Raw genomic sequence first — 26089 nt, 5'->3', positions numbered from 1 at the left:
CATTCCTGCTGCTGGACTGCACGTGGGAGCGGGCTTGCCCCGCGATGATTGCCTCAGCCGGCCTCGCGATAGGGATTGCGTGGATCCTGCGTCCAGTTCAGGTACGGCTTGCCGGTGTCCTGGGCGACCATGTCGATGCAGCCCTCCACCGGGCAGGTGATCTGGCACAGGTTGCAGCCCACGCACTCGGCCTCGATCACGTTGTAGCCGTGGGTGCCATCGGCCTTCGACGTGCTGGCGATGGCCTGGTGCGAAGTGTCCTCGCAGGCGATGTGGCAGCGCCCGCAACCGATGCAGGCATCCTGGTCGATATGCGCCACCGACTTGTAGTTGATGTCCAGGTACTTCCAGTCGGTGGTGTGCGCCACGGCCTGGCCACGGAACGCTTCGAGGCTGCGATGGCCATGCTGGTCCATCCAGCGTGCCAGGCCATCCTGCATGTCCTCGACGATGCGAAAACCGTGCAGCATCGCCGCCGTGCATACCTGCACCGCGCCACTGCCCAGGGCGATGAACTCGGCGGCGTCGCGCCAGGTGCCGATGCCACCAATGCCGCAGATCGGCAGGCCACGGGTCTCAGGGTCGCGAGCAATCTCCGCGACCATGTTCAGGGCGATGGGCTTGACCGCCGAGCCGCAGTAGCCGCCATGGGTGCTCTGGTCGCCGACGATGGGGTGGGCGACCATGCGGTCCAGGTCGACGCTGGTGATCGAGTTGATGGTGTTGATCAGCGAAACCGCATCGGCGCCGCCGCGATGGGCCGCCCGCGCCGACTGGCGGATATCGGTGATGTTGGGGGTGAGCTTGACGATCACCGGCAGCGAACAGTGGGTCTTGCACCAGCGGGTGACCATCTCCACGTACTCCGGCACCTGGCCGACCGCCGCGCCCATGCCGCGCTCGGGCATGCCGTGGGGGCAGCCGAAGTTGAGCTCGATACCGTCGGCGCCGGTGGCCTCCACCAGCGGCAGGATGAACTTCCAGGACTCTTCGATGCACGGCACCATCAGCGACACGACCAACGCCCGGTCGGGCCAGTCCTTCTTCACCTGGGTGATCTCGCGCAGGTTGATTTCCAGCGAGCGGTCGGTGATCAGCTCGATGTTGTTGATGCCCTGCACCTGGCGGTTGGCGCCGTAGTGCGCCGAGTAACGCGACGATACGTTGACCGCCGCCGGGTCCTCGCCCAAGGTCTTCCACACCACCCCTCCCCAGCCGGCCTCGAAGGCGCGGACCACGTTGTAGGCCTTGTCGGTGGGCGGCGCGGAGGCCAGCCAGAACGGATTGGGGGCCTTGATGCCGGCGAATTCGATGGACAAGTCGGCCATTTACGCAGCCTCCACGTTGAGCATGAGTTGGGCATGGATGGCTTCGGCGGCCAGCTTGCCGTGTTGCACCGCCTGGACGGTCAGGTCCTGGCCCAGGGCGGTGCAGTCGCCGCCGGCGTAGATGCCGGGGATGGAGGTCTGCATATGTGCGTCCACCTGGATGCGCTCGCCGTCGCGGGCCAGTTGCGCCGCCAGCGGGTCGACCAGGCTTGCGTCGTCGAAGCGCTGGCCGATGGCCTTGAAGATGGCGTCGGCGGCCAGTTCGAAGGTCTCGCCGGTATCGCCCAGGCGTCCTTCGACCAGTTGCGTGCGTGCGAACCGCATGCCGCGCACGCGCCCGGCATCATCCAGCAGCACGGCATCGGGCCGGGCCCAAGTGTGCAGGCGTACCTGGTTGTGCTTGGCGATCTCCTGTTCGTGACCGGTGGCGCCCATGTCGGACACGCCGCGGCGGTACACGAGGTTGACGTCGCGGGCGCCCAGGCAACTCATCTGCACGGCCATGTCGATGGCGGTGTTGCCGGCGCCGAGCACCAGGCAGCGCTCGGCCAGCGGCAGCTGGGTGAGGTCTTCGGCCTGGCGCAGCTCACGGATGTACTCGGTGGCGGCCAGCAGGCCCGGCGCGTCTTCGTCCGCCAGCCCCAGTTGGCGCACGGCATCCAAACCCAGGCCGAGGAACACCGCGTCGTACTGGGCATGCAGCTCGCCCAGCGACAGGTTGCCGCCCAGGCGCTGGCCATGGCGGATCTCGATACCGCCGATGCCCAGCAGGAACTCCACTTCGCGCTGGGCATAGTCGTCCACCAGCTTGTAGCGGGCGATGCCGTACTCGTTGAGGCCACCGGCTTTGTCCCGTGCCTCGAAGATCACCACGTCATGGCCGTGCATGGCCAGACGGTGCGCGCAGGACAGCCCGGCGGGGCCGGCGCCGACCACGGCGATGCGCTTGCCGCTGGCCGGCGAGCGCTGGAACGGATGCTCGGTGAAGCCGGCGTGGTCCAGGGCATAGCGCTGCAACTGGCCGATCAGCACCGGCGCGCATTCCTGGGCGTTGTTGCGCACGCAGGCCTGCTGGCAGAGGATCTCGGTCGGGCACACCCGGGCGCAGCTGCCGCCGAGGATGTTGGCCGAGAGAATGCGTTCGGCGGCGCCTTGCAGGTTCTCGTCGCTGATGCGGTGAATGAACGAAGGGATGTCGATTTCGCTGGGGCAGGCATTGACGCAGGGCGCGTCGTAGCAGTACAGGCAGCGCGCGCTTTCGACGGCGGCCTGGCGGGCGGTGAGCGGGGGCGCGAGGTCGCTGAAGGCCTCGGCCAGCTGGTCGGCGCCGGCCCGGGGGCGCGGCAAGTGGTTCAGGGCGTCGATCACGGTTGTAGCCTCTCTTTTTTTATTGAACACGATGCTGGTCAGGCATCGGTCCGTTCTGGGGATGGCAGTCAACAGGTGCATGTGTGTTGTTATCAGGGGGCGCGTTGCGCCCCTTTCGCGACACAAGGCCGCTCCTACAGCCACAGCGCCGATCCCTGTGGGAGCGGCCTTGCGTCGCGATGGGCTGCAAAGCAGCCCCAAGGCCTCAGCGCGGAACCGGTGTCGGCCTCGATTGCTCGGCCCGACGCTCCAGCACCTCGTACACCGACGGATACGCCGGCCGCTCCACATAACGACCCGCCCCAGGCTCCGCGCGCAGGTCGCCATCGGCCCAGAGCACCTTGCCCTGGCTGATGGTGTGGCTGGGAATGCCGCGCACGGTGCGGCCTTCGAAGATGTTGAAATCCACCCGCTGGTGATGGGTCTGGGCGCTGATCGTGCGCGTGCCCTGCGGGTCCCACAGCACCAGGTCGGCGTCGGCACCGACACGGATGGCCCCCTTGCGCGGGAACAGGTTGAAGATCTTCGCGGTGTTGGTGGAAGTCAGCGCAACGAACTCGTGCATCGACAGGCGCCCGCTGTTCACCCCGGCGTCCCACAGCACCGCCATGCGGTCCTCGATACCGGCGGTGCCGTTGGGGATGCGGCTGAAGTCGTTGCGGCCCATGGCCTTCTGTTCGGCGCAGAAGCAGCAGTGGTCGGTGGCCGTGGTGTGCAGGTTGCCCGACTGCAGGCCGCGCCACAGCGCCTCCTGGTGCTCGCGCGGGCGGAACGGCGGGCTCATCACGTAGCCGGCGGCGGTGGCCCAGTCCGGGTCGCGGTAGACGCTGTCGTCGAGCAGCAGGTGGCCCGGCAGCACCTCGCCGTATACCGGCTGGCCCTTGGCCCGGGCATAGGTGATCTCGTCCAGCGCTTCGCGGCTGGAAATGTGTACCAGGTACAGCGGCGTGCCCAGCGTCTCGGCGATGCGAATGGCGCGGCTGGCGGCCTCGCCCTCGACCTGCGACGGGCGCGACAGCGGATGCGCCTCGGGCCCGGTCAGGCCCTGGGCCAACAGCTTCTTCTGCAGGTGATAGACGAGCTCGCCGTTCTCGGCGTGCACCGTCGGCACCGCGCCCAGTTGCAGGCAGCGTTCGAAGCTGGCCACCAGGGTGTCGTCGGCGGCCATGATCGCGTTCTTGTACGCCATGAAGTGCTTGAAGCTATTGACCCCATGCTTGGCTACCAGCTCGCCCATCTCCTCGGCGACCTGCTCGCTCCACCAGGTGATGGCGACATGGAAGCCGTAGTCAGACGCGCTCTTCTGTGCCCAGCCACGCCAGGTGTGAAAGGCCTCGAGCAGCGACTGCTGCGGATTGGGAATGACGAAGTCGATGATCGAGGTGGTGCCCCCGGCCAGGCCCGCCGCGGTACCGCTGAAAAAGTCCTCGCTGGCCACGGTGCCCATGAACGGCAACTGCATGTGCGTGTGCGGGTCGATGCCGCCCGGCATCAGGTACTGGCCGCTGCCATCGAGGATTTCACAATCGCTGGGGGTTTCGAGGTTGCTGCCGATGGCGCGGATCAGGCCATCGACACACAGGACATCTGCACGGTAGCTCTCTTCATGGGTAACCACGGTGGCGCCACGGATCAACAGGGACATGCCGTTTTCCTCGCAGGCTGACCGGTCTTCAGGCCGGTTCTTGGAATTGTGCTTGGCCGGGCCTGGAGGGATATTTTCCAATCCTGTCAGACCTGACAAGAATCGAGGCTAGTATCTGTTCGGATATTGATCAAGAAAAAATATAAGCAAATATCTGAATTTATAACTTATTGATTAAAAACAATTTTTAAGTGAAATCACCAAAATGTGACACCCCTTCACCATTTTGACGCACTTGACAGGAAGCCAAATTGGTCAAGATTTTCTACGCAAAATCAGCTGTTTGAATCCAGGCAGGATGGCGCAGGCCGCGCCGGTGACTTTCCGGGCTGCACCCGTTTGAACCACAAGGGGTGCCGGACCTGCCGGACAAGCGGTACGCCACAGGGTTGACCGTGCCCTGTCGTGAACATGACGAATGCGTTTGCAAGTCAGTGAGTTACCTCCGGTCGGCGGCGGCCCGCCGGGACGGCCCAGGCCCTCCCGGCACGTTTGTTGAAAACGCAGGCCACAACCGCCTGGCCGGACCGGAGGTGCAGTACTGGTGGTGTGTGTACTCCGGCCATCGCGTCAGCCCGATGAGCGACAACGACAAGAAAAAGACCTGGAGAACCCCATGCAACAGAGCAGATCGCAAGTGGTCGAGCAGCATGGCCTGTTCGAGCTCGACGCTGGCAGCGACGTCCTCGACAGCCCCCGCTACAACCACGACATCGCCCCGACCAAGGTGCACCAGCGCACCTGGAACAAGTGGCACATCACCGCGCTGTGGGTGGGCATGTCCATCTGCGTGCCCACCTACACCCTCGGCGGCGTGCTCACTGCCTACTTCGGCCTGAGCGTGGGCGAGGCGCTGCTGGCGATCCTGCTGGCCAACCTCATCGTGCTGATTCCGCTGACGCTCAACGCCTTCCCCGGCACCAAGTACGGCATTCCCTTCCCGGTGTTGCTGCGCGCCTCGTTCGGCATCTTCGGCTCCAACGTGCCGTGCCTGATCCGCGCCGTGGTGGCCTGCGGCTGGTTCGGTATCCAGACGATGTTCGGCGGACTGGCCATCCACCTGTTCCTCGGCTCGCTGTTCCCCGAGTGGAAGGCACTGGGCGGCACCGGCGAGGTGATCGGCTTCCTGCTGTTCTGGTCGCTGAACCTGTGGGTGGTGCTGCGCGGCGCCGAATCGATCAAGTGGCTGGAGACGCTGTCGGCGCCGCTGCTGGTGGCGGTGGGTGTCGGCCTGCTGTTCTGGGCGCTGCCGCACATGTCGATGAGCGAGCTGCTGGCGCAGCCGCCCAAGCGTCCGGAGGGCGCCAGCGTGGTCGGTTACTTCTGCGCCGGGCTCACCGCCATGGTCGGTTTCTGGGCCACGTTGTCGTTGAACATTCCCGATTTCAGCCGCTATGCAAAAAGCCAGAAGGACCAGATCCTCGGGCAGATCTTCGGCCTGCCGCTGACCATGTTCCTGTTCGCCTCGCTGGGCGTGATCATGACCGCCGCATCCGCCTCGCTGGTGGGCCAGACGGTGTCCGACCCGGTGAGCCTGATCGGCCATATCCAGAGCCCCGGCTGGGTGGCCCTGGCCATGGCGCTGATCATCATCGCCACGCTGTCGACCAACACCGCGGCCAACATCGTCTCGCCCACCAACGACTTCCAGAACATCGCTCCGCGCCTGATCGGCCGCAGCCGCGCGGTGTGGCTGACCGGCTTCATCGGCCTGGCGCTGATGAGCCACGAACTGCTCAAGAAACTTGGCTGGATCGTCTCCGACCTGAGCCTGGAGAGCGTCTACTCCAACTGGTTGCTCGGTTACTCCAGCCTACTCGGGCCGATCGCCGGGATCATGGTGGTGGACTACTTCCTGGTCCGCCGCCAGCACCTGGACCTGGCCGGGCTGTACCGCGACGACGTGTACCCGGCCTGGAACTGGGCCGGGTTCGTCGCCTTCGGCGTGCCGGTGGCGCTGACCGTGATGGCCATTGGCAACAGCAGTTTCAGCTGGTTCTACGACTATGGCTGGTTCACCGGCTCGCTGCTCGGCGGCGGGCTCTACTACGCCCTCGGCGGCCTCGCGGTGCGCGGGCCGGCGCGGCTGGCGAAACCTTTGCCGTGATGTAGCGCATCGCGGGGCAAGCCCGCTCCCACGTGATGCTCCGACATGCCATGGAAAAACAACAGCCTGAGGAGACACCCATGACCACCCTCGCCAAGGAAGTCCTGCAATCGAGCAAGCACCACATCGACAGCGCCCGCCTGTGGCAATCACTGATGGACCTCGCCCGCCTCGGCGCCACGCCCAAGGGCGGCGTCTGCCGCCTGGCGCTGACCGACCTCGATCGCCAGGCCCGCGACCTGTTCGTGCAGTGGTGCCAGGCGGCCGGTTGCACGGTGAGCATCGACGCGGTCGGCAACATCTTCGCCCGCCGCCCCGGGCGCAACGCCAAGCTGCCGCCGGTGATGACCGGCAGCCATATCGACACCCAGCCCACCGGCGGCAAGTTCGACGGCTGCTTCGGCGTGATGGCCGGCCTCGAGGTGATCCGCACCCTCAACGACCTGGGCGTGGAAACCGAGGCCCCGCTGGAGGTGGTGGTGTGGACCAACGAGGAAGGCTCGCGCTTCGCCCCGTGCATGATGGGTTCGGGGGTGTTCGCCAACAAGTTCACCCTCGAAGAGACCTTGGCCAAGCGCGACGCCCAGGGCGTGAGCGTCGGCGAGGCACTGAACGCCATCGGCTACGCCGGCAGCCGCGTCGTGACCGGCCACCCGGTGGGCGCCTATTTCGAGGCGCACATCGAACAGGGCCCGATCCTCGAGGACCAGCGCAAGACCATCGGCGTGGTGCTCGGTGCCCTCGGCCAGAAATGGTTCGACCTGATCCTGCGCGGCGTCGAGGCCCACGCCGGTCCCACGCCGATGCACCTGCGCAAGGACGCCCTGGTCGGCGCCGCCGCCGTGGTCGAGGCGGTCAACCGCACCGCCCTCGCCCACCAGCCCCATGCCTGCGGCACGGTCGGCTGCCTGCAGGCCTATCCCGGCTCACGCAACGTGATCCCCGGCGAGGTGCGCATGACCCTGGATTTCCGTCACCTCGAAGGCGAGCAGTTGGATGCGATGATCGCCGAAGTCCGCCAGGTGATCGAGGCCACCGTGGCCAAGCACGGGCTGAGCTACGAGCTGATCCCCACCGCCGACTTCCCAGCCCTGTACTTCGACAAGGGCTGTGTCGAGGCGGTGCGCGACTCGGCGCGCAACCTGGGCCTGGCGCACATGGATATCGTCAGCGGCGCCGGACACGACGCGATCTTCCTCGCCGAGCTGGGCCCTGCCGGGATGATCTTCGTACCCTGCGAAGGCGGCATCAGCCACAACGAAATCGAGAACGCCGCCCCCGAGGACCTCGCGGCCGGCTGCGCGGTGCTGTTGCGGGCGATGCTGGCGGCCTCGGAGGCGATCGCCAGCGGGCGGCTGGCGGCCTGACAGCTTGTGGGAGCCCTTGCGATGGAAGGGCTGCGTGGGAGCGGGCTTGCCCCGCGATGCAGGCGACCCGACGCATGGCACCGGCGCAGCCGGTGTTCCGGGCGGTGCGGCGTTCCGACAAGCCCGCTCCCACGTTGCACATGCTCCCTCCGTGAACCGTGGCAGGGCCCGGTGCAGGCCCCTTGGCGCAAAATTCCCGCGCGCGGCGGTATACTCGCCAGCCTTCGAACCTCGCCTGGGAAACCGCCATGCAGCAAGTCCTGCTCATCGTCGATGTGCAATCCACCTTCAGCCCCTCCGAGAAACTGGTGGATGGCATCCGCGTGCTGTCGGCGCATCTGCCCACCGTCGCCTCGATCGAGCTGCACGATGAGCAGGTCACCCCATTCCAGCGTCAGCTCGGCTGGCACCCCGCCAGCGAAGACATGGCCCTGGTCGAGGCCGACAAGGTGTTCGTCAAGCATGGCTATGGCCAGACCGCCGAAACCCTCGACTACCTCAAGAGCCTCGGTGCCGAGCGGGTGCTGGTCTGCGGGCTGCAGACCGAAACCTGTGTGCTGGCCGCAGGCTTCGCCCTGTTCGACGCCGGGCTCACGCCGACGCTGGTCAGCGACCTGACCATGGGTTCCTCGCTGGACCGCTCCGGACAACTGGGCATCGACCTGTGGAAACATCACTTCGGCCACGTCACCACCGCCGCCGAGGTACTCGCCGGGCTCAAGGGCCAAGGTCACCCTGCCCCTTGAACATCCGCTCGGCGATGAAGTCGACGAATACCCGGATCTTCGGCGACAGGTGCCGGCTCGACGGCCACAGCGCCCAGAACTGCCCCTGGTCCTGCATGTGTTCGTCGAGCAATGTTTCCAGCGCTCCCGAAGCCAGGCCGTCACGGGCGAGAAAGTCCGGCATGTAGCCGATGCCATGGCCATCGAGGGTGGCCATGAGCAGGGCCTCCATGTTGTTCAGGACCAGCGCCGCCGGTAGCCGCAGCCGGGTAATGGCAGAATCGGCGCTCAAGCTCCAGTCCATGATCTTGCCGGTGGTCACCCAGCGGTAGCGTAGGCAATCGTGGGTTTCCAGCGCCTCCAGGGTACGTGGCCGACCCTTGCGCTGCAGGTAGTCCGGCGCGGCGCACAGCACGAAGCGGAAGGGACCGAGGCGACGCGACATCAACCGTGAATCCGCCAAGCCACCGCTGCGGATCACCACATCGAAGCCTTCCTCGATCAGGTCGACCAACTGGTCGTTGAAGTCCAGTTCCAGTTCGATCTCCGGATAGGCCTGGCGAAACGCCGGCAGCAACGGCAGCAGGAAGCGGTAGCCGATGGTCGGCAGGCTGACCCGCAGGCGGCCACGGGGCGCCTGTCGAGCGTGAGAAAGCATGGCCTCGGCGTCCTGCAGGTCGTCGAGGACGCGCCGGCAGCGCTCGTAGAACAGTTCACCCTCGGCCGTCAGGCTGACCTTGCGCGTGCTGCGCTGAAACAGTCGCACGTCCAGCGACGCCTCCAGCCGCGCCACGGCCTTGCCCACCGCCGAGGCGGAGAGGCCCAGGACGCGACCGGCGCCGACGAAGCTCAGGCAGTCGGCGGTCCTGACGAAGGCGAGCAAACCGTTGAGGTTGTCCATCGCATTAGATCCTTTTTGTCCGTTGTGATCGGAATTCTGGCCTGTTTATCCAGAATTAAGGCCGATCTAGATTCAGCGCTTCACAGTGCAACAAGCGGAAGGACCGCGCAATGGAGCAAATCACCCCCTCTGCACCCCGCCATCGCCCTGCGCTCGCGGCCATCTGCCTGGCCGCCCTGGTGCTGCCCCTGAGCTTCACCGGCGGCGCCGTGGCCACCCCGGCCATCGGCCAGGCCTTCGCCGCCAGCCCCACGGCACTGGCCTGGATCACCAACGCCTTCATGCTCGGCTTCGGCGGCCTGCTGATGGCCGCCGGCGCGCTGGCCGACCGCCATGGCCGCAAGCGCCTGTTCATTCTCGGCCTGCAGGCCTTCGTGTTGCTCGGTGTACTGCTGGCCTGCGCCGGCGACATACTCTGGCTCGACCTGCTGCGAGCCTTGCAAGGCATCGCCGCCGCCGCTGCCCTGGCCAGCGGCAGCGCGGCCCTGGCCCAGGCCTTCGAAGGCCAGGCCAGGACCCGCGCCTTCAGCCTGCTGGGCACCACCTTCGGCGTCGGCCTGGCATTCGGCCCGCTGGTCTGCGGGCTGCTGGTCGAACACTTCGGCTGGCGAGCGATCTTCCTTGCCGGCGCGGCGCTGGCCGCAGTGGCCTGGTGGATCGCCCACGACCACCTGGACGAGAGCCTCAACCCGGATGCCCAGGACCTGGACATCCCAGGCGTGGCCAGCTTCACCGGCATGCTGGTGCTGTTCACCTGCGCCGTCATTCTCGGCCCGCAGCAGGGATGGCGCTCGCCGCTGATCCTCGGGCTGCTGGCCGGATCACTGCTGCTGTTGCCGACCTTCATCCTCCTCGAGCTGCGCAGCAGGCAACCGATGCTCGACTTGCGACTGTTCAGGCACGGGCGTTTCATCGGTGTGCAGAGCCTGCCCATCGGCACCTGCTACTGCTACATCGTGCTGATCGTGCTGCTGCCACTGCGCCTGATCGGCATCGAAGGGCTGACGCCGCTGCACGGCGGCCTGCTGCTGCTGGCGCTGTCGGCGCCGATGCTGGTGGTACCGCTGCTGGCGGCCTGGCTGAACCGCTGGATCAGCGCCGGCACGCTCTGCGCCGTGGGCTTCCTGCTGGCCGCGCTGGGCCTGTACACGCTGACGCGGGCCGGCGACGGCGAGCACCTGCGGCTGTGCCTGGCCCTGCTGCTGATCGGCACCGGCAGTGGCCTGCCCTGGGGGCTGATGGACGGGCTGGCGTTGAGTGTCGTGCCCAGGGAGCAGGCCGGCATGGCCGCCGGTATCTTCAACACCACGCGTGTCGCCGGCGAAGGGGTGGCGCTAGCCCTGACCCTGGCCGTGCTCACGGCGCTGGTCGATCACAGGCTGCAACAGCTGGCCTCGCCAGGCCTCGCAGCCGAGCTGGCGCAGCGGCTGGCGCTGGGTGACCTCGGCCATCTCCAGGGGCTGGACCCAGCCCTGCTGCGCGCGGCTTACCTGCAAGGCTTCAACGGCCTGCTATGGATCCTCATCGGCATCACCCTGGCGGCGGCGGCCACAGCCCTCCTGCTGCTGCGCAGGCCTGCGGACGCCGCGTTGCCGGCAGCGGCCAGGCCAGACACTTCGCAGGCCTGAATCCCATGCTAAGCTGCGCCGCCATCCGGCCCAGCAGCGAGATCGTCGAGGAATCCATGACCCCCAAGCGCGTATTGATCGTCGAGGACGACGCCGATGGTGCAAGCATCCTGGAGGCGTACCTGAAGCGCGACGGCTTCGAGGTGGACATCGCCGAGGACGGTGCCCGCGGGCTTGCCCTGTTCCGCCAGCGCACGCCGGCGATCGTGCTGCTGGACATGATGCTGCCGAAACTCTCCGGACCGGAGCTGCTGAGCGAGATCCGCCGCGGCGCCGACACCCCGGTGATCATGGTCACCGCCATCGGCGACGAGCCAGACAAGATCGGCGCCCTGCGCTACGGCGCCGACGACTACGTGGTCAAACCCTGCAACCCCAAGGAAGTGGTGGCCCGGGTACACGCGGTGCTGCGCCGTTACGGCGCGCCGACTGACAGTCGCCAGCGCCTGGAGTGCCAGGGCGTCTGGGTCGATGCCGAGCGCTTCGTGGCCGGGGTGCGGGCCGGCGATGGCGAGGAGCAGGTGCTCGACCTGACCCGTTCGGAACTGCTTCTGCTCGCCGCGCTGCTGCGCACCCCGACCAAGGCCTTCAGCCGCGAGGAACTGCTCGAATTGTGCATGCCCGAGAGCGATGCCCTGGTGCGCATCATCGACACCCATGTGCACAACCTGCGGCGCAAGCTCGAGGCCCTGGGCGTCAGCGGCGTGCTGGTGACCGTGCGCTCCGTGGGCTACCGGTTCCGCTGACCGCCATGCGCAAACGTCCGCTGTGGCTGTGGGTCGGCCTGAGAATGACCCTGCTCGCCGTCGGCGCGGTGATCACCATCACCGTGTGCATGTACCTGTACTTCTGGATCAGCGACTTCCTGGTGCTGCAGTCGATGCGGCCCGAGGACCGCGCCGCGATGCTGGCCGGCCTGGCCGATGTGCCGCGCCACGAAACCAGGCTGTGGCAGTTGCTGCAGACCTACTACGACATCCATGACTTTCTCCCCGGCCCCGGCAACAGCATCGACTGGCTGGTGCTGTACGGTTTCGTCATCGTGGTCATCCCGTTCACCCTGATGGTCGGCCTGTACCTGTCCAGGCCGCTGTCCCGGCAGTTCCGCCAGATCGCCGAAGGGGCGCGGCGGGTGGCCGAGGGCGATCTCGGCGTGCGGGTCAGCCAGCACCCGCGCCAGCCCAAGGAAATGCAGCGTCTTTGCACCGACTTCAACAAACTGGTCGAACGCCTGGCGTTGTACGAAAGCGAAGTGGCCGAGTCCAGCTCCAACCTCGCCCATGAACTGCGCACGCCACTCAACGCCGCCCTCGGCCGGGTACAGGGCATGCTCGACGAGGTGTTCCCGCTGAGCCCGGAGCAACTGCGCCTGGTGCAGAACCAGCTGTACAACCTCAACACCCTGGTGGGCGACCTGCACCTGCTGTCCCTGGCCCATGCCGGGCAGTTGCCCCTGCATATCAGCTTGTTCTCCCCGGCCCGGCTGGTCGAGGAGCGCCTGGCCTGGTTCGCGCCGCAGTTCGAGGCCGCCGCGATGCAGTTGCACACGGCGCTTGCCGATGACGTGGTGATCGAGGCCGATCCGGCACGGGTCGGCCAGCTGATCAACATCCTGATCGAGAATGCGCTCAAGTATGCCTCCGACGGTCGCGAGCTCAGCGTCGCCGTACGCCAGGCCAAAGACTGCGTGCAGCTGGAATTCCTCGATCGGGGCCAGGCGGTCGAGCAAAAGGACCTGGGCAACATGTTCGTGCGCTTCTGGCGCGCGGAGCAGTCCCGGGCGCGGGTCAGCGGCGGGGGCGGCCTGGGTCTGTCGATCGCCCAGGCCATCTGCGAGGCCCATGGCGGCCACATCACCGCGCAGCGCCGGAGCGAGGGCGGGCTGGCACTGCAGGTGACATTGCCTCTGGTCACAACAGCCTGAAGGCTTCACGCGCTACCCTGTAGGAGCGGCCTTGTGTCGCGAAAGGGCTGCGCAGCAGCCCCGGCGATATCAGCTTGATGCACAAATCCTGGGGCCGCTACGCGCCCCTTTCGCGACACAAGGCCGCTCCTACAGGGAAACACAAGCGCGGCCCCTGCCCTGACCGAGTTTCAGGGACACTCGAATGCCGGGCCCGCAACAGCAAAGACCAAGCCCGTCGATTGCCCCAGTGCGACCTGTGGCTCATACGCTAAGTCGGCCCTTTGTGCCTGCGAGACAGGAAGGCATTGCTGGCACCGCTACCGCTGCACTACCATTGCGAAAAATTCTCATATGAGACTTTATCGCACAGCGGACGGACGCCTCGATGCCGAGCCTCGACAAACCCTTCGACCAGCAGGTCCAGGCCTACTACAGCGCTCACCATGGCTGGATCCGCAGCTGGCTGTACAAGCGCGTGGGCAACGCCAGCGATGCCGCCGACCTGGCCCACGACGTGTTCGTGCGCCTGCTGAGCAAACCACGCCAGTTCGACAGCGATCAGCATGCCCGGGCCTACCTGGGCACCATGACGCGCCACCTGTGCATCGATTTCTGGCGCCGCCAGCACCTGCAACAGGCTTGGCTGGAGGCGCTGGCGGCGCTGCCCGAGCCCCTGGCACCCAGCGAGGAGGAGCGCGCCCTGGTGTTCGAGGCGCTGGAGCAGGTGCAGCGGATGCTCGCCCGCCTGCCCGAGAAGGTCTGCCAGGCGTTTCTCATGGCCCAGGTGCAGGGCCTGGGCTACCGCGAGATCGCCAATCGCCTGCAGGTGTCCGAGCGCAGCGTGACCAAGTACATGTCCCAGGCCATGTACCAGTGCCTGCTGCTTGAACTGGACCTCTGATGAACCAGTCTCAGCCTCCCGACCACGCCACCTTGCAAGCGGCCGCGCACTGGTACGCGCGCCTGCTCGCCGCCCCCGCCGACCCGCAGCTGCGCCTACGCTGGCAGCAGTGGCTGGAGGCCGACGAGGCCCACCAAGTGGCCTGGACCCATGTCGAACGCATCAGTCAGCGTTTCGCCCCCCTGCAGTCGCAGGCCGATGTCTCGCTCCGGGCGCTGGACAACGTGCGCCGTGGCGAGCTCAGCCGTCGCCGTGCCCTGGGCATGCTGTCGCTGCTGTGCGGCGGCGGCGTGCTGGCCTGGGCGGGCTGGCGGGTCCCGGCAGCGCAGCAGCAGCTGCTGGCCCTGGGCGCTGACCAACACACCGCCACCGGAGAAATACGGGCGCTGCGCCTGCCCGACGGCGGCCAGTTGTGGCTCAACGCCGGCACCGCGCTGAACATCGACTACCGCGCCGACCTGCGCCGCCTGGAGCTGCTCGCCGGCGAGGTGCTGGTCGCGACGGCCACGGATCCCCGACCATTCGTGATCGACACCCGCCAGGGCCGGCTGCAAGCGCTGGGTACCCGCTTCAGCGTCTGGCAGCGCGATGCCGATGCGCGCCTGAGCGTGTTCGACGGCGCGGTTCGCCTGCAGCCCAGCGACGGCACCCGCGACCTGGTGGTGCAAGCCGGTTGGCAGACAGACTTCGACCGCCATCGCGCCCAAACCCCGCAACCGGTCGACGAAGCTCGCCAGGCCTGGCGCGATGGACGCCTGTTGGCCAACGACATCACCCTCGAGGCCTTTGCCGAACAACTGCGCGCCAACCTGCCCGGCTACCTGGGCCTCGCCCCGGAGGTGAAACAGCTGCGGGTCGTGGGCAGCTTCCCCGCCCACGACCCGGCCCGCACCCTGGCCATGCTCGAAAGCGCCCTGCCGATCCGCGTGCGCAGGCCCTTGCCCTGGTGGCACAGCATCGAGCCGCGCTAAGCGAAACAAGAATATTTTGCAGGGGTGTTCCGGTTTTTCCGCCCTCGTTCGGATTAGCAGATGAACACACCGTTTCATCCGCCCTGACAAGGAACCTCCATGCCCCTGCTTTCGCTCCCGGTGCGCCTGCGCCCTTTGCTGCTGGCGCTGCCATTGCTGGCCGCCAGCCCCGCCATGGCCGACGACGCGCGCCGCTACGACCTGCCGGCCGGGCCGCTGGCCCAACAGCTCAATCGCCTGGCCAGCGTGGCCGGCATCTACATCGTCGGCGATGGCAACCTCAGCCAGGGCAAGACCAGCACTGCGCTGCAAGGCGACTTCACCGCCGACCAGGCCCTCGAACGCCTGCTGCAAGGCAGCGGGCTGATCGCCGTGCCCAGCGGCGAGCGCCAGTATCGCCTGTTGCCCCAGCCACAAGGTGCCGCGCTGCAACTGGCGCCGACCGCCGTGGATGCCCGCGCCGACAGCGCCTATGGGGCCGTGGACGGCTACCTGGCAAGCCGCGCCAGCAGCGCCAGCAAGACCGACAGCGCATTGCTCGAAACCCCAGCCTCGGTCTCGGTGGTCACCCGCGACCGCATCAAGGCCCAGGGCGCGCAGACCATCACCGAGGCCCTGAGCTATACCGCCGGCGTGCACACCAATGTGTCCGGCAACAACCCCACCGACAACACCCTGATGGTGCGCGGCTTCCAGCAGATCAACAGCGATGCCTACAGCGACGGCCTGCGCAACAACAACATCGGCTACTACGCCCCCGAGCCCTATGGTCTGGAGCGCATCGAAGTGCTCAAGGGCCCGGCCTCGGTGATCTACGGCCAGGGCGAGCCCGGCGGCATGGTCAACCTGGTGTCGAAGAAGCCGCTGTTCACCGCCCACCGCGAAGTCGGCCTGTCGCTGGGCAACCACGACCGCCAGCAACTGAGCCTGGACGTCGGCGATGTGCTCGACGATCAAGGCGCCCTCGCCTATCGCCTGGTGATGCTGGGCCGCGACGCCGACAACGAAATCGACGGCATCAAGGATGACCGCCAGTACATCGCGCCCAGCCTGACCTGGGCGCTCTCCGAGCACACCAGCCTGACCCTGCTGGCCTCGTACCAGAAGAACACCAACCTGTTCACCTCGAACATGGCCTATTCGCTGTTCGACGGCTCCAATCCCAACGGGCGCGTGCCGCGCCACCGTTCACTGAACGAACCTGGCTTCGACCGCGAACAATCCGAGATGAACAACCTCGGCTACGAGCTGACCCACCGTTTCAACGAGACCTTCAGCTTTCGCCAGAACTTCCGCTACAGCCACATGCACGGCTACCAGAATCAACTGTTTCGCAACAGCGGCGTGATCAACGGCAACACCTTGGCCCGCTACTACGAACTACGTGACTACGACAGCGACAACTACACCCTCGACAACCAGCTGCTGGCCAACTTCGCCACCGGTCCCGTGCGCCACGGCCTGCTGCTGGGCGCCGACTACCTGCGCGGCCATCGCAGCCAGGACGTGCGCCACGGCGACGCGCCGTCGATCAACATCTATGCCCCCGCGCGCGGGGTGAACATCGACACCTCGCGCTATACCTCGCTGCTGTCCAGCGCCCGTGACGACCGCCAGCTGGGGCTGTACCTGCAGGACCAGATCCACCTGGACAACTGGGTCGCGACCCTTGGCGTGCGCCACGACTGGGCGCGCCAGGACAGCACCAACCGCATCGCCGACAGCCACCAGGTGATCACCGACGAGGCCACCACCACGCGCGCCTCGCTGGGCTACAGCTTCGACCTGGGTCTGTTCCCCTACGTCAGCTACAGCGAGTCGTTCAAGCTGGCCAGCGGCAACAGCTTCGCTGGTTCGCCTTTCGAGCCGGAGACCGCCAAGCAGTACGAGGTCGGCATCAAGTACCAGCCACCCGGCACGGAGAACTACCTCACCCTGGCGGCCTTCGACCTGCGCCGGCAGAACGTCGCCACCTCGGATGTCGCGCATCCGGGGTTCAGCGTGCAGCAGGGTGAAGTCACCTCCCGCGGGATCGAACTGGAAGGCGTGGCCAAGCCAGTCGATGGCCTGAACCTGATTGCCGCCTACACCTACAACGATGTCGAGGTGAGCAAGGACAATCCCAACGCGCTGGGCGTGAGCAACAAGGGCAACATGCCGGTGCGCGTACCCCGCCACCTGGCCTCGCTGTGGCTCGACTACACCCTGCAGGGCGGGCCGCTGGCCGGGCTGGGCGCGGGGCTCGGCGTGCGCTACACCGGCGCGACCTACGGCGATGCGCAGAACACCTTCGAGGTACCGGGCTATACCCTGGTCGATGCGATGGTGTCCTACGACTTCGGCAAGGCCGACCCGGGCCTGCAAGGGCTGTCGGCCCAGCTGAACGTGAAGAACCTTACCGACAAGTACTATGTGGCGGGCTGCTTCGCCACGGTCGCCTGCCTGCTCGGCACCGGACGCACGGTAACGGCGGACCTGACCTATCGCTGGTGATGGCGCGCCCCGGCCGGCCTGGCCGGGACCGCTCACCAACGCAGCAGTCGAGGCCCCATCAGCGCTCCGAGGACGGTCGGCAACAACATCCCCAGCAGGTACCACAGCCCCCAGAACGGCACCGCCATTTCCGGGCAGTGCAGGCAGTACACGAGCGTCGCGGTGGATCCGGCGAGCAACCCGCCGGCGGCGCCGGCCTGGCGCAGCCGGGTCGGCGCCAGGCCGCGCAGGGCCCAGAACACGGCGGCGAACACGGGCGCCGAGAGCAGGGCGATGTTCAACGCGCAGGTGCGCCAGGTGCGGCCGAAGATCAGCTCGGCGCGGGCCTCCACCGGCGCGCCGGCCAGGCTCACGGCGGCCCCCAGCCATACCAGCAGCAGCGGCAGGCCGAGCCACCCCCACAGCGCGCCACCGCGCACACCCGGCCTGGCCAGGCGCTGGGTCAGCCACAGGGCCAGCAGCCCCAGGCTGGTGGGCAAGGCCAGCTTGGCCCAGAACAACGGCGTGCGCGCCACTTCGGCCAGATCGCTGCGCACGCCGTAGATGGCCAGGGTCATCAACAATGCGCCCAGCATGCCAGCCAATAGCGCCAGCAGCAGGCGTCGCACCAGCGCATGACGATCCACCGGCTCTGTGGCGGTCGCCAGAAGGCTGATCAGCTCATCGGTCTTCATGGTCGTCTTTACCTCGAATCAACCTTCCCAGGGCCTTGAGCCCCCGGTGTATGCCCACCTTCACCGCCGAACTGGACAGCCCGGTGATACGCGCGGTCTCCTCCACCGACAGCCCTTCCAGCTTGACGTGGACGATGGGCAGGCGCTGCCGGTCGGGCAACTGCCCGAGCAGCTTGTTCAGGTCCCGGCTGGCCTGGGCCGGCTCTTCTTCGCCACAGGCGAACAGCGCGCTGTCATCCTCCAGCGGCTCGTGACGCGCCTCGCGCCGGGCCTGGCCGCGCCAGTGGTCGGCCAGCTTGTAGCGGGCGATCGCCTGCACCCAGGCGGTCAACGGTTGCTGCGCCTGGTAGGTGTGACGGGCATTGTGCACCGCCAGCAGCACCTCCTGCAGCAAGTCCTCGACCTCGGCCGGCCGCTGCGCCAGGCGCCGACGCAGATAGCCACGCAGGTGCACCGCCAGCGCGGCGAGGAATTCGCGATAGGCCCCGGCGTCACCGGCCAGCCCAAGCAACAGCAGGGCCTGCAGCTGTGACTCACGTGCGCTGAGCACATCCTGTGGGTTAGTTCGTTGCATCGGCCGCCGGGGTTACACCGTCAGTGGGTTTCTTTTTTTATCCAACCATCGCCGCCACGCCGCGCGCAAGCATCGACGCCGCTTCCTTACCTTAGGTGGCCGGCGCAGGTGGCGAAAAAAATTTTGCAGGCGCTGTAACCGCCTCGCCCATCGCCGCGAACTACTCCATGAGCCGCCGGTACATCGCCACGGCCCCACCCTCTGGAGACGACACCATGAAAACCCTCGCCCTCGCCACTGCCGCCCTTGCCCTCGCCTCCCTGGCAGGCGCAGCCGTGGCCGACGACACCACCAAGGCGGCCACCATGGAGAAATGCTACGGCGTGGCCATGGCCGGCAAGAACGACTGCAAGGCCGGCGCCGGCACCACCTGCGCTGGCAGCGCGAAAAAGGACTACGACGGCATGCACTGGAAAAACGTGCCGACGGGTACCTGCACCTCGATCAAGACCCCCAATGGCATGGGTTCGCTGACCCCGGTCAAGTCCTGAGCCGAGGCCATCGACCATGAACGCACCTGTGCGAATGGGCGCCGGGCTCGGCCTCAAGGCCGAACACTATGCCCAGGCGTGGGACTGCTGCGCCGAAGGGCTGTGGTTCGAAGTCCATGCGGAGAACTACATGGTCGGTGGCCCGCGCTTGGCCTGGCTGCAGCGGATCGCCGAGCGCCATCCGCTGTCGCTGCACGGCGTGGCGCTGTCGCTGGCGGCGGACACCGAGCCGGACGCTGCACACCTGCGGCGCCTGCGCACGCTGATCGACCAGGTACAGCCGACGCTGGTGTCGGAGCACCTGGCCTGGTCAAGCTGGGGCGGGCTGTATTATCCCGACCTGCTGCCGTTTCCACGCAGCCATGAAGCGCTGGCCCGCATCGCCGCCAACATCCAGCGTACCCAGGACACGCTGGATTGCCGGATTTCCATCGAAAATCCCAGTCACTACCTGCGCCTGGACGGCCATGACTGGGATGAGATCGAGTTTCTCGCCGAGCTGGTGCGGCGTACCGGTTGCGGCCTGCTGCTGGACGTCAACAACGTGCATGTCAGCGCCCACAATCTGGGTTTCGACGCCTGCGACTACCTCGCCCGCTTCCCCGCAGGCGCCGTCACCGAAGTACACCTGGCCGGACACAGCCAGGACGACCAGGGTGTCCTGCTGATCGACTCCCATGATGCCGCCATCACCGCACCGGTATGGGCATCGTACCGGCAGTTGATCGCGCGCATCGGCTCGCGTCCGACCCTGATAGAACGTGACGGCAACCTCCCCGCGTTCGAGGCACTGCTCGCCGAACGTGCGATCGCCCAGTCCACCCTCGACCTGGCGGGGGCCTTGCCATGAACCTCTCCCTGACACAGTTCCAGAACGCTTTCATCGACGCGCTTTACCTGCGCCCCGCGCCCGAGCTGAGGGAGTTGAGCGCGCAGGCCGCGTTCGCGGTGTACCGCAATACCGTGCTGGCCGGTTGCGTCGACGCACTGCGCGCCAACTTTCCCAGTGTCGAAACCCTGGTGGGCGCGCAATGGATGCACGACGCGGCCACAGCCTATGCCAGACAATCGCCGCCCTGCGACGCGCGACTGGTGCACTATGGCGCGGCGTTCCCAGCGTTTCTGGATGAGCTCGCAGGCTTCCATTGCTTGCCGTACCTGGCCGATGTCGCACGCCTGGATCATGCCTGGAACGAAGCCTTCAGCGCCCCGGACGCCCCTTGCCTGGCACTGGCCGACCTGGCCGGCATGACCGCCTCGGACCTCGAGCACTGCTGCCTCAGCCCTCGTGCCGGCGTGCGCTGGCACTGGTTCGGCCAGCATCCGGCCTACAGCCTCTGGCAGCACTGCCGCGAGGGCCGGGCATGGCCCGAGGATCACCCTTGGGAAGCCGAAGGCGTGCTGTTCGGCGGCGGCCGTGAAGGCGTCATCCACCAGGCACTCGGCCTCGGTGGCTGCATCTTCGTCGATGCCTGTGCCGCCGGCCTACCGCTGGCAAAGGCCTCCCAACTTGCCCAAGGTGCCCAACCCGACCTGGACTTCGGCGCCCTGCTCGGCGCGCTGCTGCGTGCCCAGGCCTTTGGCCCACTGACCTTCGCCTGAAAAGGAGCCGCCATGGACATCAGCCACTCCCGTGCAGCACCCCACGGTCTGCGCCATCACTACAATCGCCTGGCCGAGCGTGCGCAGCACCTGCTCGGCGACAACGTCCTGTGCCTGGTCGCGCGCCTGGGCATCGCCTCGATCTTCTTCCTGTCCGGCCGCACCAAGGTCGAAGGCTTTCTCAGCATCACCCCTGGCACCTATGAACTGTTCCAGAGCGAGTACGCCTTGCCGCTGGTGTCACCGTGGCTGGCCGCGCACCTGGCGACCTATGCCGAGCACCTGTTCCCGCTGTTGCTGGTGCTCGGCCTGTTCACCCGGCTGTCGGCCCTGGCCCTGCTGGGCATGACCCTGGTGATCGAGATCTTCGTCTACCCGGATGCCTGGCCTACCCACCTGTCCTGGGCCGGCCTGCTCCTGCTGCTGATCGCCCGGGGCGGCGGGGCACTGTCCCTGGACCGGGTGTTGCGGTTGCGCTAAAGAAAATGGGTCGCCAAGCGACCCTTTTTCCCGACTCGAAGCGGCTCGGCTCAGAGCCCTGCCGCGCGAGCCCGCGCGGCGTGCAGCTTCTTGTAGCTGTCCACCAGGCGCAGATGGCGGTCCAGCCCTTCGAGCTGCATGCTGGTCGGCGTCAACCCGTGGAAGCGCACGCTGCCCTCGACCGAGCCCAGTACCGCGTCCATGCGCTCGTTGCCGAACATGCGACGGAAGTTGGCCTCGTAGTCGGCCATCTCCAGCTCATCGTCCAGCACCACCTCCAGCACCACGTTCAGCGCCTGGTAGAACAGCCCGCGCTCGACGGTGTTGTCGTTGAACTGCAGGAACATCTCGACCAGCTCCTTGGCCTCCTCGAAGCGCTGCAGCGCCAGGTGGATCAGCAGCTTCAGCTCGAGGATGGTCAGCTGGCCCCACACCGTGTTGTCGTCGAACTCGACGCCGATCAGCGTGGTGATGGTGGTGTAGTCATCCACCTCGGCATTGTCCAGGCGCTTGAGCAGCAGCTTCAGCGAGCGGTTGTCCAGCTTGTGCAGGTTGAGGATGTCGGCACGGAACCCCAGGGCGCGGTTGGTGTTGTCCCAGATCAGGTCCTCGACCGGGTAGATCTCCGAATAGCCCGGCACCAGGATGCGGCAGGCGGTGGCGCCGAGGTCGTCGTAGACGGCCATGTACACCTCCTTGCCCAGGTCTTCGAGAATGCCGAACAGGGTGGCGGCCTCCTGTACGTTGGAGTCCTCGCCATGACCGCTGAAGTCCCACTCGACGAACTCGAAGTCGGCCTTGGCGCCGAAGAAGCGCCACGACACCACGCCGCTGGAGTCGATGAAATGCTCGACGAAGTTGTTCGGCTCGGTCAGCGCGAGGCTGTCGAAGGTCGGCTGCGGCAGGTCGTTCAGGCCCTCGAAGCTGCGGCCCTGGAGCAGTTCGGTGAGGCTGCGCTCCAGCGCCACCTCGAAGCTCGGGTGGGCGCCGAACGAGGCGAACACACCGCCTGTGCGCGGGTTCATCAGGGTCACGCACATCACCGGGAACTCACCGCCCAGCGACGCGTCCTTGACCAGCACCGGGAAGCCCTGTTCCTCCAGCCCCTGGATGCCGGCGACAATGCCTGGGTACTTGGCCAGCACCTCCTGCGGCACGTCCGGCAGGCACAGCTCGCCCTCGAGGATCTCGCGCTTGACCGCCCGCTCGAAAATTTCCGACAGGCACTGCACCTGCGCCTCGGCGAGGGTGTTGCCGGCGCTCATGCCGTTGCTCAGGTACAGGTTCTCGATCAGGTTGGACGGGAAGTACACCGTCTCGCCGTCCGACTGGCGCACGAACGGCAGCGAGCAGATGCCACGCTCCTTGTTGCCCGAGTTGGTGTCGTACAGGTGCGAGCCGCGCAGCTCGCCGTCGGGGTTGAAGATCTCCAGGCAGTGTTCATCGAGGATCTCGGTCGGCAGCGCGTCCTTCGGTCCTGGCTTGAACCACTGCTCGTTGGGGTAGTGCACGAACGGCGCGTTGGCGATGTCCTCGCCCCAGAACTGGTCGTTGTAGAAGAAGTTGCAGTTCAGCCGCTCGATGAATTCGCCCAGCGCCGAGGCCAGCGCGGCCTCCTTGGTGGCGCCCTTGCCGTTGGTGAAGCACATCGGCGACTGCGCATCGCGCACATGCAGCGACCAGACGTTGGGCACGATGTTGCGCCACGAGGCGATCTCGATCTTCATCCCCAGGCCGGCAAGGATCGCCGACATGTTGGCGATGGTCTGCTCCAGCGGCAGGTCCTTGCCGGGGATGTAGGTGGTGCTGTCGGACACCGGCATCAGCAGCGCCTGGGCGTCGGCGTCGAGGTTGTCGACCTCTTCGATGATGAACTCGGGACCGGTCTGCACCACCTTCTTCACGGTGCAGCGGTCGATGGAACGCAGGATGCCCTGGCGGTCCTTCTCGGAGATATCCTCGGGCAGCTCGACCTGGATCTTGAAGATCTGGTTGTAGCGGTTCTCGGGGTCGACGATGTTGTTCTGCGACAGGCGGATGTTTTCCGTGGGGATGTCGCGGGTCTGGCAGTACAGCTTGACGAAGTACGCCGCGCACAGGGCCGAAGAAGCCAGGAAGTAGTCGAACGGCCCCGGGGCCGAGCCGTCGCCTTTGTAGCGGATCGGCTGGTCGGCGATCACCGTGAAGTCGTCGAACTTGGCTTCGAGACGGAGGTTGTCGAGAAAATTGACCTTGATTTCCATGCGCAGGGGTACCAGAAAACGGGCGGGAACGAATAAATGGCGGGCATTATCCGGGATTTTTGCCGGCAAGTGTTGCTTCACCGCCCGGCGTGACTGAGGCCACGGCTCGCCGTTGAGCCGGGAGAAGGGGATGCTCCGGTTTCTTCTGAGGCCCTAGGTGCTCGCCGGGAGTGTTGTAGCGCTTACAAGATCGAGCGCCGCCCGCGCGGCGCATCGCGACGCAAGGCCGCTCCTACATCTGTTTCGGGCCAGTCAATCCTGTGCCATTACCTGGTCCGCCTTGTTGGCCCGGCGCGGTTTCAGCGTGGGCGCCACTGCCGCTCTACCTGTCTCAAGACATGCGCCAAGGCGGGCAACCATGGCCTGACAGGTTCGGTACGTTGCAACAGATGTGAGCGGCCTTGCGTCGCGATGCGCCGCGCGGGCGGCGCTCGATCTGATAGGCGCTGCAAAAACATCGGCGAACACCTGGTGGCCCTCACCGAATATCCCGACATGCACCTAGCCGCCCTCACGCGATCTCAGCCAACAATCAAAGCCAGGTGCCAGACGAAGGCCTTGTAGCGCCTATGAGATCGAGCGCCGCCCACGCGGCGCATCGCGACGCAAGGCCGCTCCTACATCTGTTTCGGGCCAGTCAATCCTGTGCCATCACCTGGTCCGCCTTGTGGGTACGACGCGATTTCAGCGTGGGCGCCACTGCCGCCTCACCTGTCTCAAGGCATGCACCAGGGCGGGCAACCATGGCCTGACAGGTTCGGCACGTTGCAACAAATGTAGGAGCGGCCTTGCGTCGCGATGCGCCGCGCGGGCGGCGCTCGATCTGATAGGCGCTGCAAAAACATCGGCGAACACCTGGTGGCCCTCACCGAATATCCCGACATGCACCTAGCCGCCCTCACGCGATCTCAGCCAACAATCAAAGCCAGGTGCCAGACGAAGGCCTTGTAGCGCCTATGAGATCGAGCGCCGCCCACGCGGCGCATCGCGACGCAAGGCCGCTCCTACATCTGTTTCGGGCCAGTCAATCCTGTGCCATTACCTGGTCCGCCTTGTTGGCCCGGCGCGGTTTCAGCGTGGGCACCACTGCCGCCCCACCTGTCTTGAGGCATGCACCAAGGCGGACAGCGGTACCCTCACAGGCATAACTGGCCCGAAACAAATGTGGGAGCGACAGCGGGAAGGCTAATGGCACAATGATTCACAAATGATTATCATTAGCCTTTATTTCGCATGTCGACTCTCCCATGAACTCCAACGATGTCGTCGCCAACCTCTACCAGGCGCACAACAGCTGGCTGAAAAGCTGGCTGCAACGGCGCCTGGGCTGCTCCAGCGAAGTCGCCGACCTGGCCCAGGACACCTTCGTCAAGGTACTGGGCCGCAACCTCGACGGCCTGCGCGAACCCCGCGCGTTCCTGCGCACCATCGCCCACGGCCTGCTGGTGGACAAGGTCCGGCGCAAGGAGCTGGAGCGCGCCTACCTGGCTACCCTGCAAGCGCTGCCCGAGGCACTGGCGCCCTCGCCCGAGCTGACTTGCTCGCTGCTCGAAAGCCTGTACGCCCTCGACCGCCTGCTCGGCAGCCTGCCGCCCAAGGTGCGCCAGGCCTTCCTGCTGTGCCAGCTGGACGGCCTGAAGTACGCCGAGGCCGCCGAGCGCCTCGGGGTGACCGTGAGTTCGGTGAAGAAGTACATGCGCACCGCCTTGCTGCACTGCCTGGAACTGGAGGCATGAGCGACAGACAGTCGAGCCTGGACAGCGCGCTGGACTGGTACATCGAGCTGCGCGAAGCCCATGCCCAGGACCCCCGCCGCCAGCGCTGGCAAGCCTGGCTGGACGAGTCCGAGGCGAACCGCCAGGCCTGGCAGCGGGTGCAGGCGTTGCAGCAACGCTGGGCGGGCGACGACGGCAAGCTGTTGCTCTCGGCCTGGCGGGCGACACCGCACGCCACCTCACGGCGCGCCTTCGTCGGCAAGCTGTGCCTGTTGCTGGGTGGCACCGGTGCCCTGGCCTACACCGGCCAGCAGCTCGCCTGGCCGACACTCGACGCCGACCTGCGCACGGCCACCGGCGAACAGCGGCGCCTGGAACTGGACAACCAGCTGGTGCTCGACATCAATACCGCCAGCGCCCTGGACATCAAGGCCCGGCACCAGGACACGCTGATCGAGCTGCTGCGCGGCGAGATCATGGTCGACTCCCGCCAGGCCCTGCCGTTGTCCACCCAGGTACGCAGCGGCCAGGCACTGATCCAGGCCGGCCACGCGCGCTTTGCCGTACGCGCCCTGGACGACCAGCCAACACGCATCTCGGTGTATCAAGGCCAGGTCGGCGTGCTACTGGCCGATGGCGAGCACAGCGTGCCAGCAGGCCAGCAATTGCTGCTGGGCGCCAGCCATCTGCAACGCGTGCCCTTGCCCCTGGCCTCCGATGCCTGGACTCGCGGCCTGCTGATCAGCGAAGGCATGCCCCTGGGCGAGTTCGTCCGGGAACTCGACCGCTACCGCCCCGGGATCCTGCGCTGCGACCCACAGGTGGCGCAACTGCGTATCTCCGGTTCGTTCGACCTGCATCAGCCCGAGCAGGTCCTGGCCACCCTGGGCCAGGTGCTGCCGGTACGGATTCTCTACCGCAGCCGCTACTGGGCGACACTGGTGCCCGTCGCATGAACTCGAATGTTCCC

22 protein-coding genes are annotated in these 26089 nt (G+C 66.5%); 15 read left to right on the top strand and 7 right to left on the bottom strand.

The annotated features are described in order from the left end of the window. Positions 1–53: 53 nt before the first annotated feature. The 3 genes from preA to hydA all read right to left on the bottom strand — a co-directional run bounded on the left by preA (position 54) and on the right by hydA (position 4341). Complete coding sequence (preA, locus tag ACYUME_RS09965) at positions 54–1328, bottom strand: NAD-dependent dihydropyrimidine dehydrogenase subunit PreA (RefSeq protein WP_279887697.1); 1275 nt, start codon at positions 1326–1328, stop codon at positions 54–56. Then, the gene (locus ACYUME_RS09960; protein WP_460418730.1) at positions 1329–2696 is read right to left on the bottom strand and encodes an NAD(P)-dependent oxidoreductase; all 1368 of its coding nucleotides are present in this window, start codon (positions 2694–2696) and stop codon (positions 1329–1331) included. A gap of 205 nt (positions 2697–2901) precedes the next feature. Continuing rightward, positions 2902–4341 (bottom strand): dihydropyrimidinase, encoded by a 1440-nt coding sequence (gene hydA, locus ACYUME_RS09955; protein WP_460418729.1) that lies wholly within the window; start codon positions 4339–4341, stop codon positions 2902–2904. A gap of 616 nt (positions 4342–4957) precedes the next feature. On the opposite strand from hydA, the gene ACYUME_RS09950 reads away from it, so the two are divergent. The 3 genes from ACYUME_RS09950 to ACYUME_RS09940 all read left to right on the top strand — a co-directional run bounded on the left by ACYUME_RS09950 (position 4958) and on the right by ACYUME_RS09940 (position 8561). Beyond that, entirely contained in the window at positions 4958–6448 is a 1491-nt protein-coding gene (locus ACYUME_RS09950) for an NCS1 family nucleobase:cation symporter-1 (protein WP_279887702.1), read from the top strand. Positions 6449–6528: 80 nt separating this feature from the next. Continuing rightward, positions 6529–7815, top strand: coding sequence for a Zn-dependent hydrolase (locus ACYUME_RS09945; RefSeq protein WP_460418728.1), 1287 nt, complete (start codon positions 6529–6531; stop codon positions 7813–7815). Between the two features lie 248 nt (positions 7816–8063). Further along, positions 8064–8561, top strand: a complete 498-nt coding sequence (locus tag ACYUME_RS09940) for a cysteine hydrolase family protein (protein WP_279887705.1) — start codon at positions 8064–8066, stop codon at positions 8559–8561. On the opposite strand, the gene ACYUME_RS09935 is transcribed toward ACYUME_RS09940, so the two are convergent. Continuing rightward, entirely contained in the window at positions 8533–9441 is a 909-nt protein-coding gene (locus tag ACYUME_RS09935) for a LysR family transcriptional regulator (RefSeq protein ID WP_460418727.1), read from the bottom strand. The genes ACYUME_RS09940 and ACYUME_RS09935 overlap by 29 nt on opposite strands. A 110-nt stretch (positions 9442–9551) precedes the next feature. Between ACYUME_RS09935 and ACYUME_RS09930 the strand changes: the two genes are divergently transcribed. The 6 genes from ACYUME_RS09930 (at position 9552) to ACYUME_RS09905 (ending at position 17340) form a co-directional block, all read left to right on the top strand. After that, positions 9552–11069, top strand: coding sequence for an MFS transporter (locus ACYUME_RS09930; protein ID WP_460418726.1), 1518 nt, complete (start codon positions 9552–9554; stop codon positions 11067–11069). Positions 11070–11125: 56 nt separating this feature from the next. Continuing rightward, positions 11126–11815, top strand: a complete 690-nt coding sequence (locus ACYUME_RS09925) for a response regulator transcription factor (protein ID WP_279887713.1) — start codon at positions 11126–11128, stop codon at positions 11813–11815. A gap of 5 nt (positions 11816–11820) precedes the next feature. Further along, a complete protein-coding gene (locus tag ACYUME_RS09920; protein ID WP_460418725.1) occupies positions 11821–12993 on the top strand; it encodes an ATP-binding protein in 1173 nt (390 codons plus the stop codon). A gap of 367 nt (positions 12994–13360) precedes the next feature. Continuing rightward, entirely contained in the window at positions 13361–13876 is a 516-nt protein-coding gene (locus ACYUME_RS09915) for a sigma-70 family RNA polymerase sigma factor (protein WP_279911668.1), read from the top strand. Beyond that, positions 13876–14847 (top strand): FecR domain-containing protein, encoded by a 972-nt coding sequence (locus tag ACYUME_RS09910; RefSeq protein WP_460418724.1) that lies wholly within the window; start codon positions 13876–13878, stop codon positions 14845–14847. The genes ACYUME_RS09915 and ACYUME_RS09910 overlap by 1 nt, the downstream gene beginning before the upstream one ends. A 99-nt stretch (positions 14848–14946) precedes the next feature. Continuing rightward, a complete protein-coding gene (locus tag ACYUME_RS09905) occupies positions 14947–17340 on the top strand; it encodes a TonB-dependent siderophore receptor (protein WP_460418723.1) in 2394 nt (797 codons plus the stop codon). A 32-nt stretch (positions 17341–17372) separates the two neighbouring features. Here the strand turns inward: ACYUME_RS09905 and ACYUME_RS09900 are convergent, their stop codons facing one another. Further along, positions 17373–18014 (bottom strand): DUF1109 domain-containing protein, encoded by a 642-nt coding sequence (locus tag ACYUME_RS09900; RefSeq protein ID WP_460418722.1) that lies wholly within the window; start codon positions 18012–18014, stop codon positions 17373–17375. Next, positions 18001–18588, bottom strand: coding sequence for a sigma-70 family RNA polymerase sigma factor (locus ACYUME_RS09895; RefSeq protein ID WP_279880533.1), 588 nt, complete (start codon positions 18586–18588; stop codon positions 18001–18003). The genes ACYUME_RS09900 and ACYUME_RS09895 overlap by 14 nt, the downstream gene beginning before the upstream one ends. Positions 18589–18803: 215 nt before the next feature. Here ACYUME_RS09895 and ACYUME_RS09890 point away from each other — a divergent pair, with 215 nt between their 5' ends. Genes ACYUME_RS09890 through ACYUME_RS09875 form a run of 4 tightly spaced genes read left to right on the top strand, consistent with a single transcriptional unit; the run spans position 18804 to position 21161 of the window. Beyond that, on the top strand, positions 18804–19079 hold the full coding sequence (locus ACYUME_RS09890) for a BufA1 family periplasmic bufferin-type metallophore (protein ID WP_028692560.1): 276 nt from the start codon (positions 18804–18806) through the stop codon (positions 19077–19079). A gap of 16 nt (positions 19080–19095) precedes the next feature. After that, the gene (bufB, locus tag ACYUME_RS09885; RefSeq protein WP_460418721.1) at positions 19096–19929 is read left to right on the top strand and encodes an MNIO family bufferin maturase; all 834 of its coding nucleotides are present in this window, start codon (positions 19096–19098) and stop codon (positions 19927–19929) included. Further along, the gene (locus ACYUME_RS09880; protein ID WP_460418720.1) at positions 19926–20681 is read left to right on the top strand and encodes an HvfC/BufC N-terminal domain-containing protein; all 756 of its coding nucleotides are present in this window, start codon (positions 19926–19928) and stop codon (positions 20679–20681) included. The genes bufB and ACYUME_RS09880 overlap by 4 nt, the downstream gene beginning before the upstream one ends. Positions 20682–20693: 12 nt before the next feature. After that, positions 20694–21161 carry a DoxX family protein gene (locus ACYUME_RS09875; RefSeq protein ID WP_279880524.1) on the top strand — a complete coding sequence of 156 codons (468 nt, stop codon included), beginning with the start codon at positions 20694–20696 and terminating at the stop codon, positions 21159–21161. 50 nt (positions 21162–21211) lie between these two features. On the opposite strand, the gene ACYUME_RS09870 is transcribed toward ACYUME_RS09875, so the two are convergent. Continuing rightward, entirely contained in the window at positions 21212–23404 is a 2193-nt protein-coding gene (locus ACYUME_RS09870) for an OsmC domain/YcaO domain-containing protein (protein ID WP_279880522.1), read from the bottom strand. Positions 23405–24651: 1247 nt separating this feature from the next. Here ACYUME_RS09870 and ACYUME_RS09865 point away from each other — a divergent pair. Next, positions 24652–25140 carry a sigma-70 family RNA polymerase sigma factor gene (locus tag ACYUME_RS09865; protein ID WP_460418719.1) on the top strand — a complete coding sequence of 163 codons (489 nt, stop codon included), beginning with the start codon at positions 24652–24654 and terminating at the stop codon, positions 25138–25140. After that, positions 25137–26075 (top strand): FecR domain-containing protein, encoded by a 939-nt coding sequence (locus tag ACYUME_RS09860; RefSeq protein WP_460418718.1) that lies wholly within the window; start codon positions 25137–25139, stop codon positions 26073–26075. The genes ACYUME_RS09865 and ACYUME_RS09860 overlap by 4 nt, the downstream gene beginning before the upstream one ends. The last annotated feature ends 14 nt before the right edge of the window (positions 26076–26089 follow it).

This window comes from Pseudomonas sp. microsymbiont 2 (assembly GCF_054788395.1).
The sequence above is the reverse complement of the archived record's forward strand: the minus strand, read 5'-3'. Positions and strand labels throughout refer to the sequence as shown.

Bases quoted from the DNA above. Each gene is read 5' to 3' on its own strand.
- ACYUME_RS09905 (WP_460418723.1), top strand. From the start codon at position 14,947: ATGCCCCTGCTTTCGCTCCCGGTGCGCCTGCGCCCTTTGCTGCTGGCG.
- ACYUME_RS09935 (WP_460418727.1), bottom strand. From the start codon at position 9,441: ATGGACAACCTCAACGGTTTGCTCGCCTTCGTCAGGACCGCCGACTGC.
- ACYUME_RS09895 (WP_279880533.1), bottom strand. From the start codon at position 18,588: ATGCAACGAACTAACCCACAGGATGTGCTCAGCGCACGTGAGTCACAG.
- ACYUME_RS09875 (WP_279880524.1), top strand. From the start codon at position 20,694: ATGGACATCAGCCACTCCCGTGCAGCACCCCACGGTCTGCGCCATCAC.
- ACYUME_RS09945 (WP_460418728.1), top strand. From the start codon at position 6,529: ATGACCACCCTCGCCAAGGAAGTCCTGCAATCGAGCAAGCACCACATC.
- bufB (WP_460418721.1), top strand. From the start codon at position 19,096: ATGAACGCACCTGTGCGAATGGGCGCCGGGCTCGGCCTCAAGGCCGAA.
- ACYUME_RS09890 (WP_028692560.1), top strand. From the start codon at position 18,804: ATGAAAACCCTCGCCCTCGCCACTGCCGCCCTTGCCCTCGCCTCCCTG.
- ACYUME_RS09920 (WP_460418725.1), top strand. From the start codon at position 11,821: ATGCGCAAACGTCCGCTGTGGCTGTGGGTCGGCCTGAGAATGACCCTG.
- ACYUME_RS09900 (WP_460418722.1), bottom strand. From the start codon at position 18,014: ATGAAGACCGATGAGCTGATCAGCCTTCTGGCGACCGCCACAGAGCCG.
- ACYUME_RS09880 (WP_460418720.1), top strand. From the start codon at position 19,926: ATGAACCTCTCCCTGACACAGTTCCAGAACGCTTTCATCGACGCGCTT.
- preA (WP_279887697.1), bottom strand. From the start codon at position 1,328: ATGGCCGACTTGTCCATCGAATTCGCCGGCATCAAGGCCCCCAATCCG.
- ACYUME_RS09860 (WP_460418718.1), top strand. From the start codon at position 25,137: ATGAGCGACAGACAGTCGAGCCTGGACAGCGCGCTGGACTGGTACATC.
- ACYUME_RS09870 (WP_279880522.1), bottom strand. From the start codon at position 23,404: ATGGAAATCAAGGTCAATTTTCTCGACAACCTCCGTCTCGAAGCCAAG.
- ACYUME_RS09865 (WP_460418719.1), top strand. From the start codon at position 24,652: ATGAACTCCAACGATGTCGTCGCCAACCTCTACCAGGCGCACAACAGC.
- ACYUME_RS09915 (WP_279911668.1), top strand. From the start codon at position 13,361: ATGCCGAGCCTCGACAAACCCTTCGACCAGCAGGTCCAGGCCTACTAC.
- ACYUME_RS09950 (WP_279887702.1), top strand. From the start codon at position 4,958: ATGCAACAGAGCAGATCGCAAGTGGTCGAGCAGCATGGCCTGTTCGAG.
- ACYUME_RS09925 (WP_279887713.1), top strand. From the start codon at position 11,126: ATGACCCCCAAGCGCGTATTGATCGTCGAGGACGACGCCGATGGTGCA.
- ACYUME_RS09930 (WP_460418726.1), top strand. From the start codon at position 9,552: ATGGAGCAAATCACCCCCTCTGCACCCCGCCATCGCCCTGCGCTCGCG.
- hydA (WP_460418729.1), bottom strand. From the start codon at position 4,341: ATGTCCCTGTTGATCCGTGGCGCCACCGTGGTTACCCATGAAGAGAGC.
- ACYUME_RS09910 (WP_460418724.1), top strand. From the start codon at position 13,876: ATGAACCAGTCTCAGCCTCCCGACCACGCCACCTTGCAAGCGGCCGCG.
- ACYUME_RS09940 (WP_279887705.1), top strand. From the start codon at position 8,064: ATGCAGCAAGTCCTGCTCATCGTCGATGTGCAATCCACCTTCAGCCCC.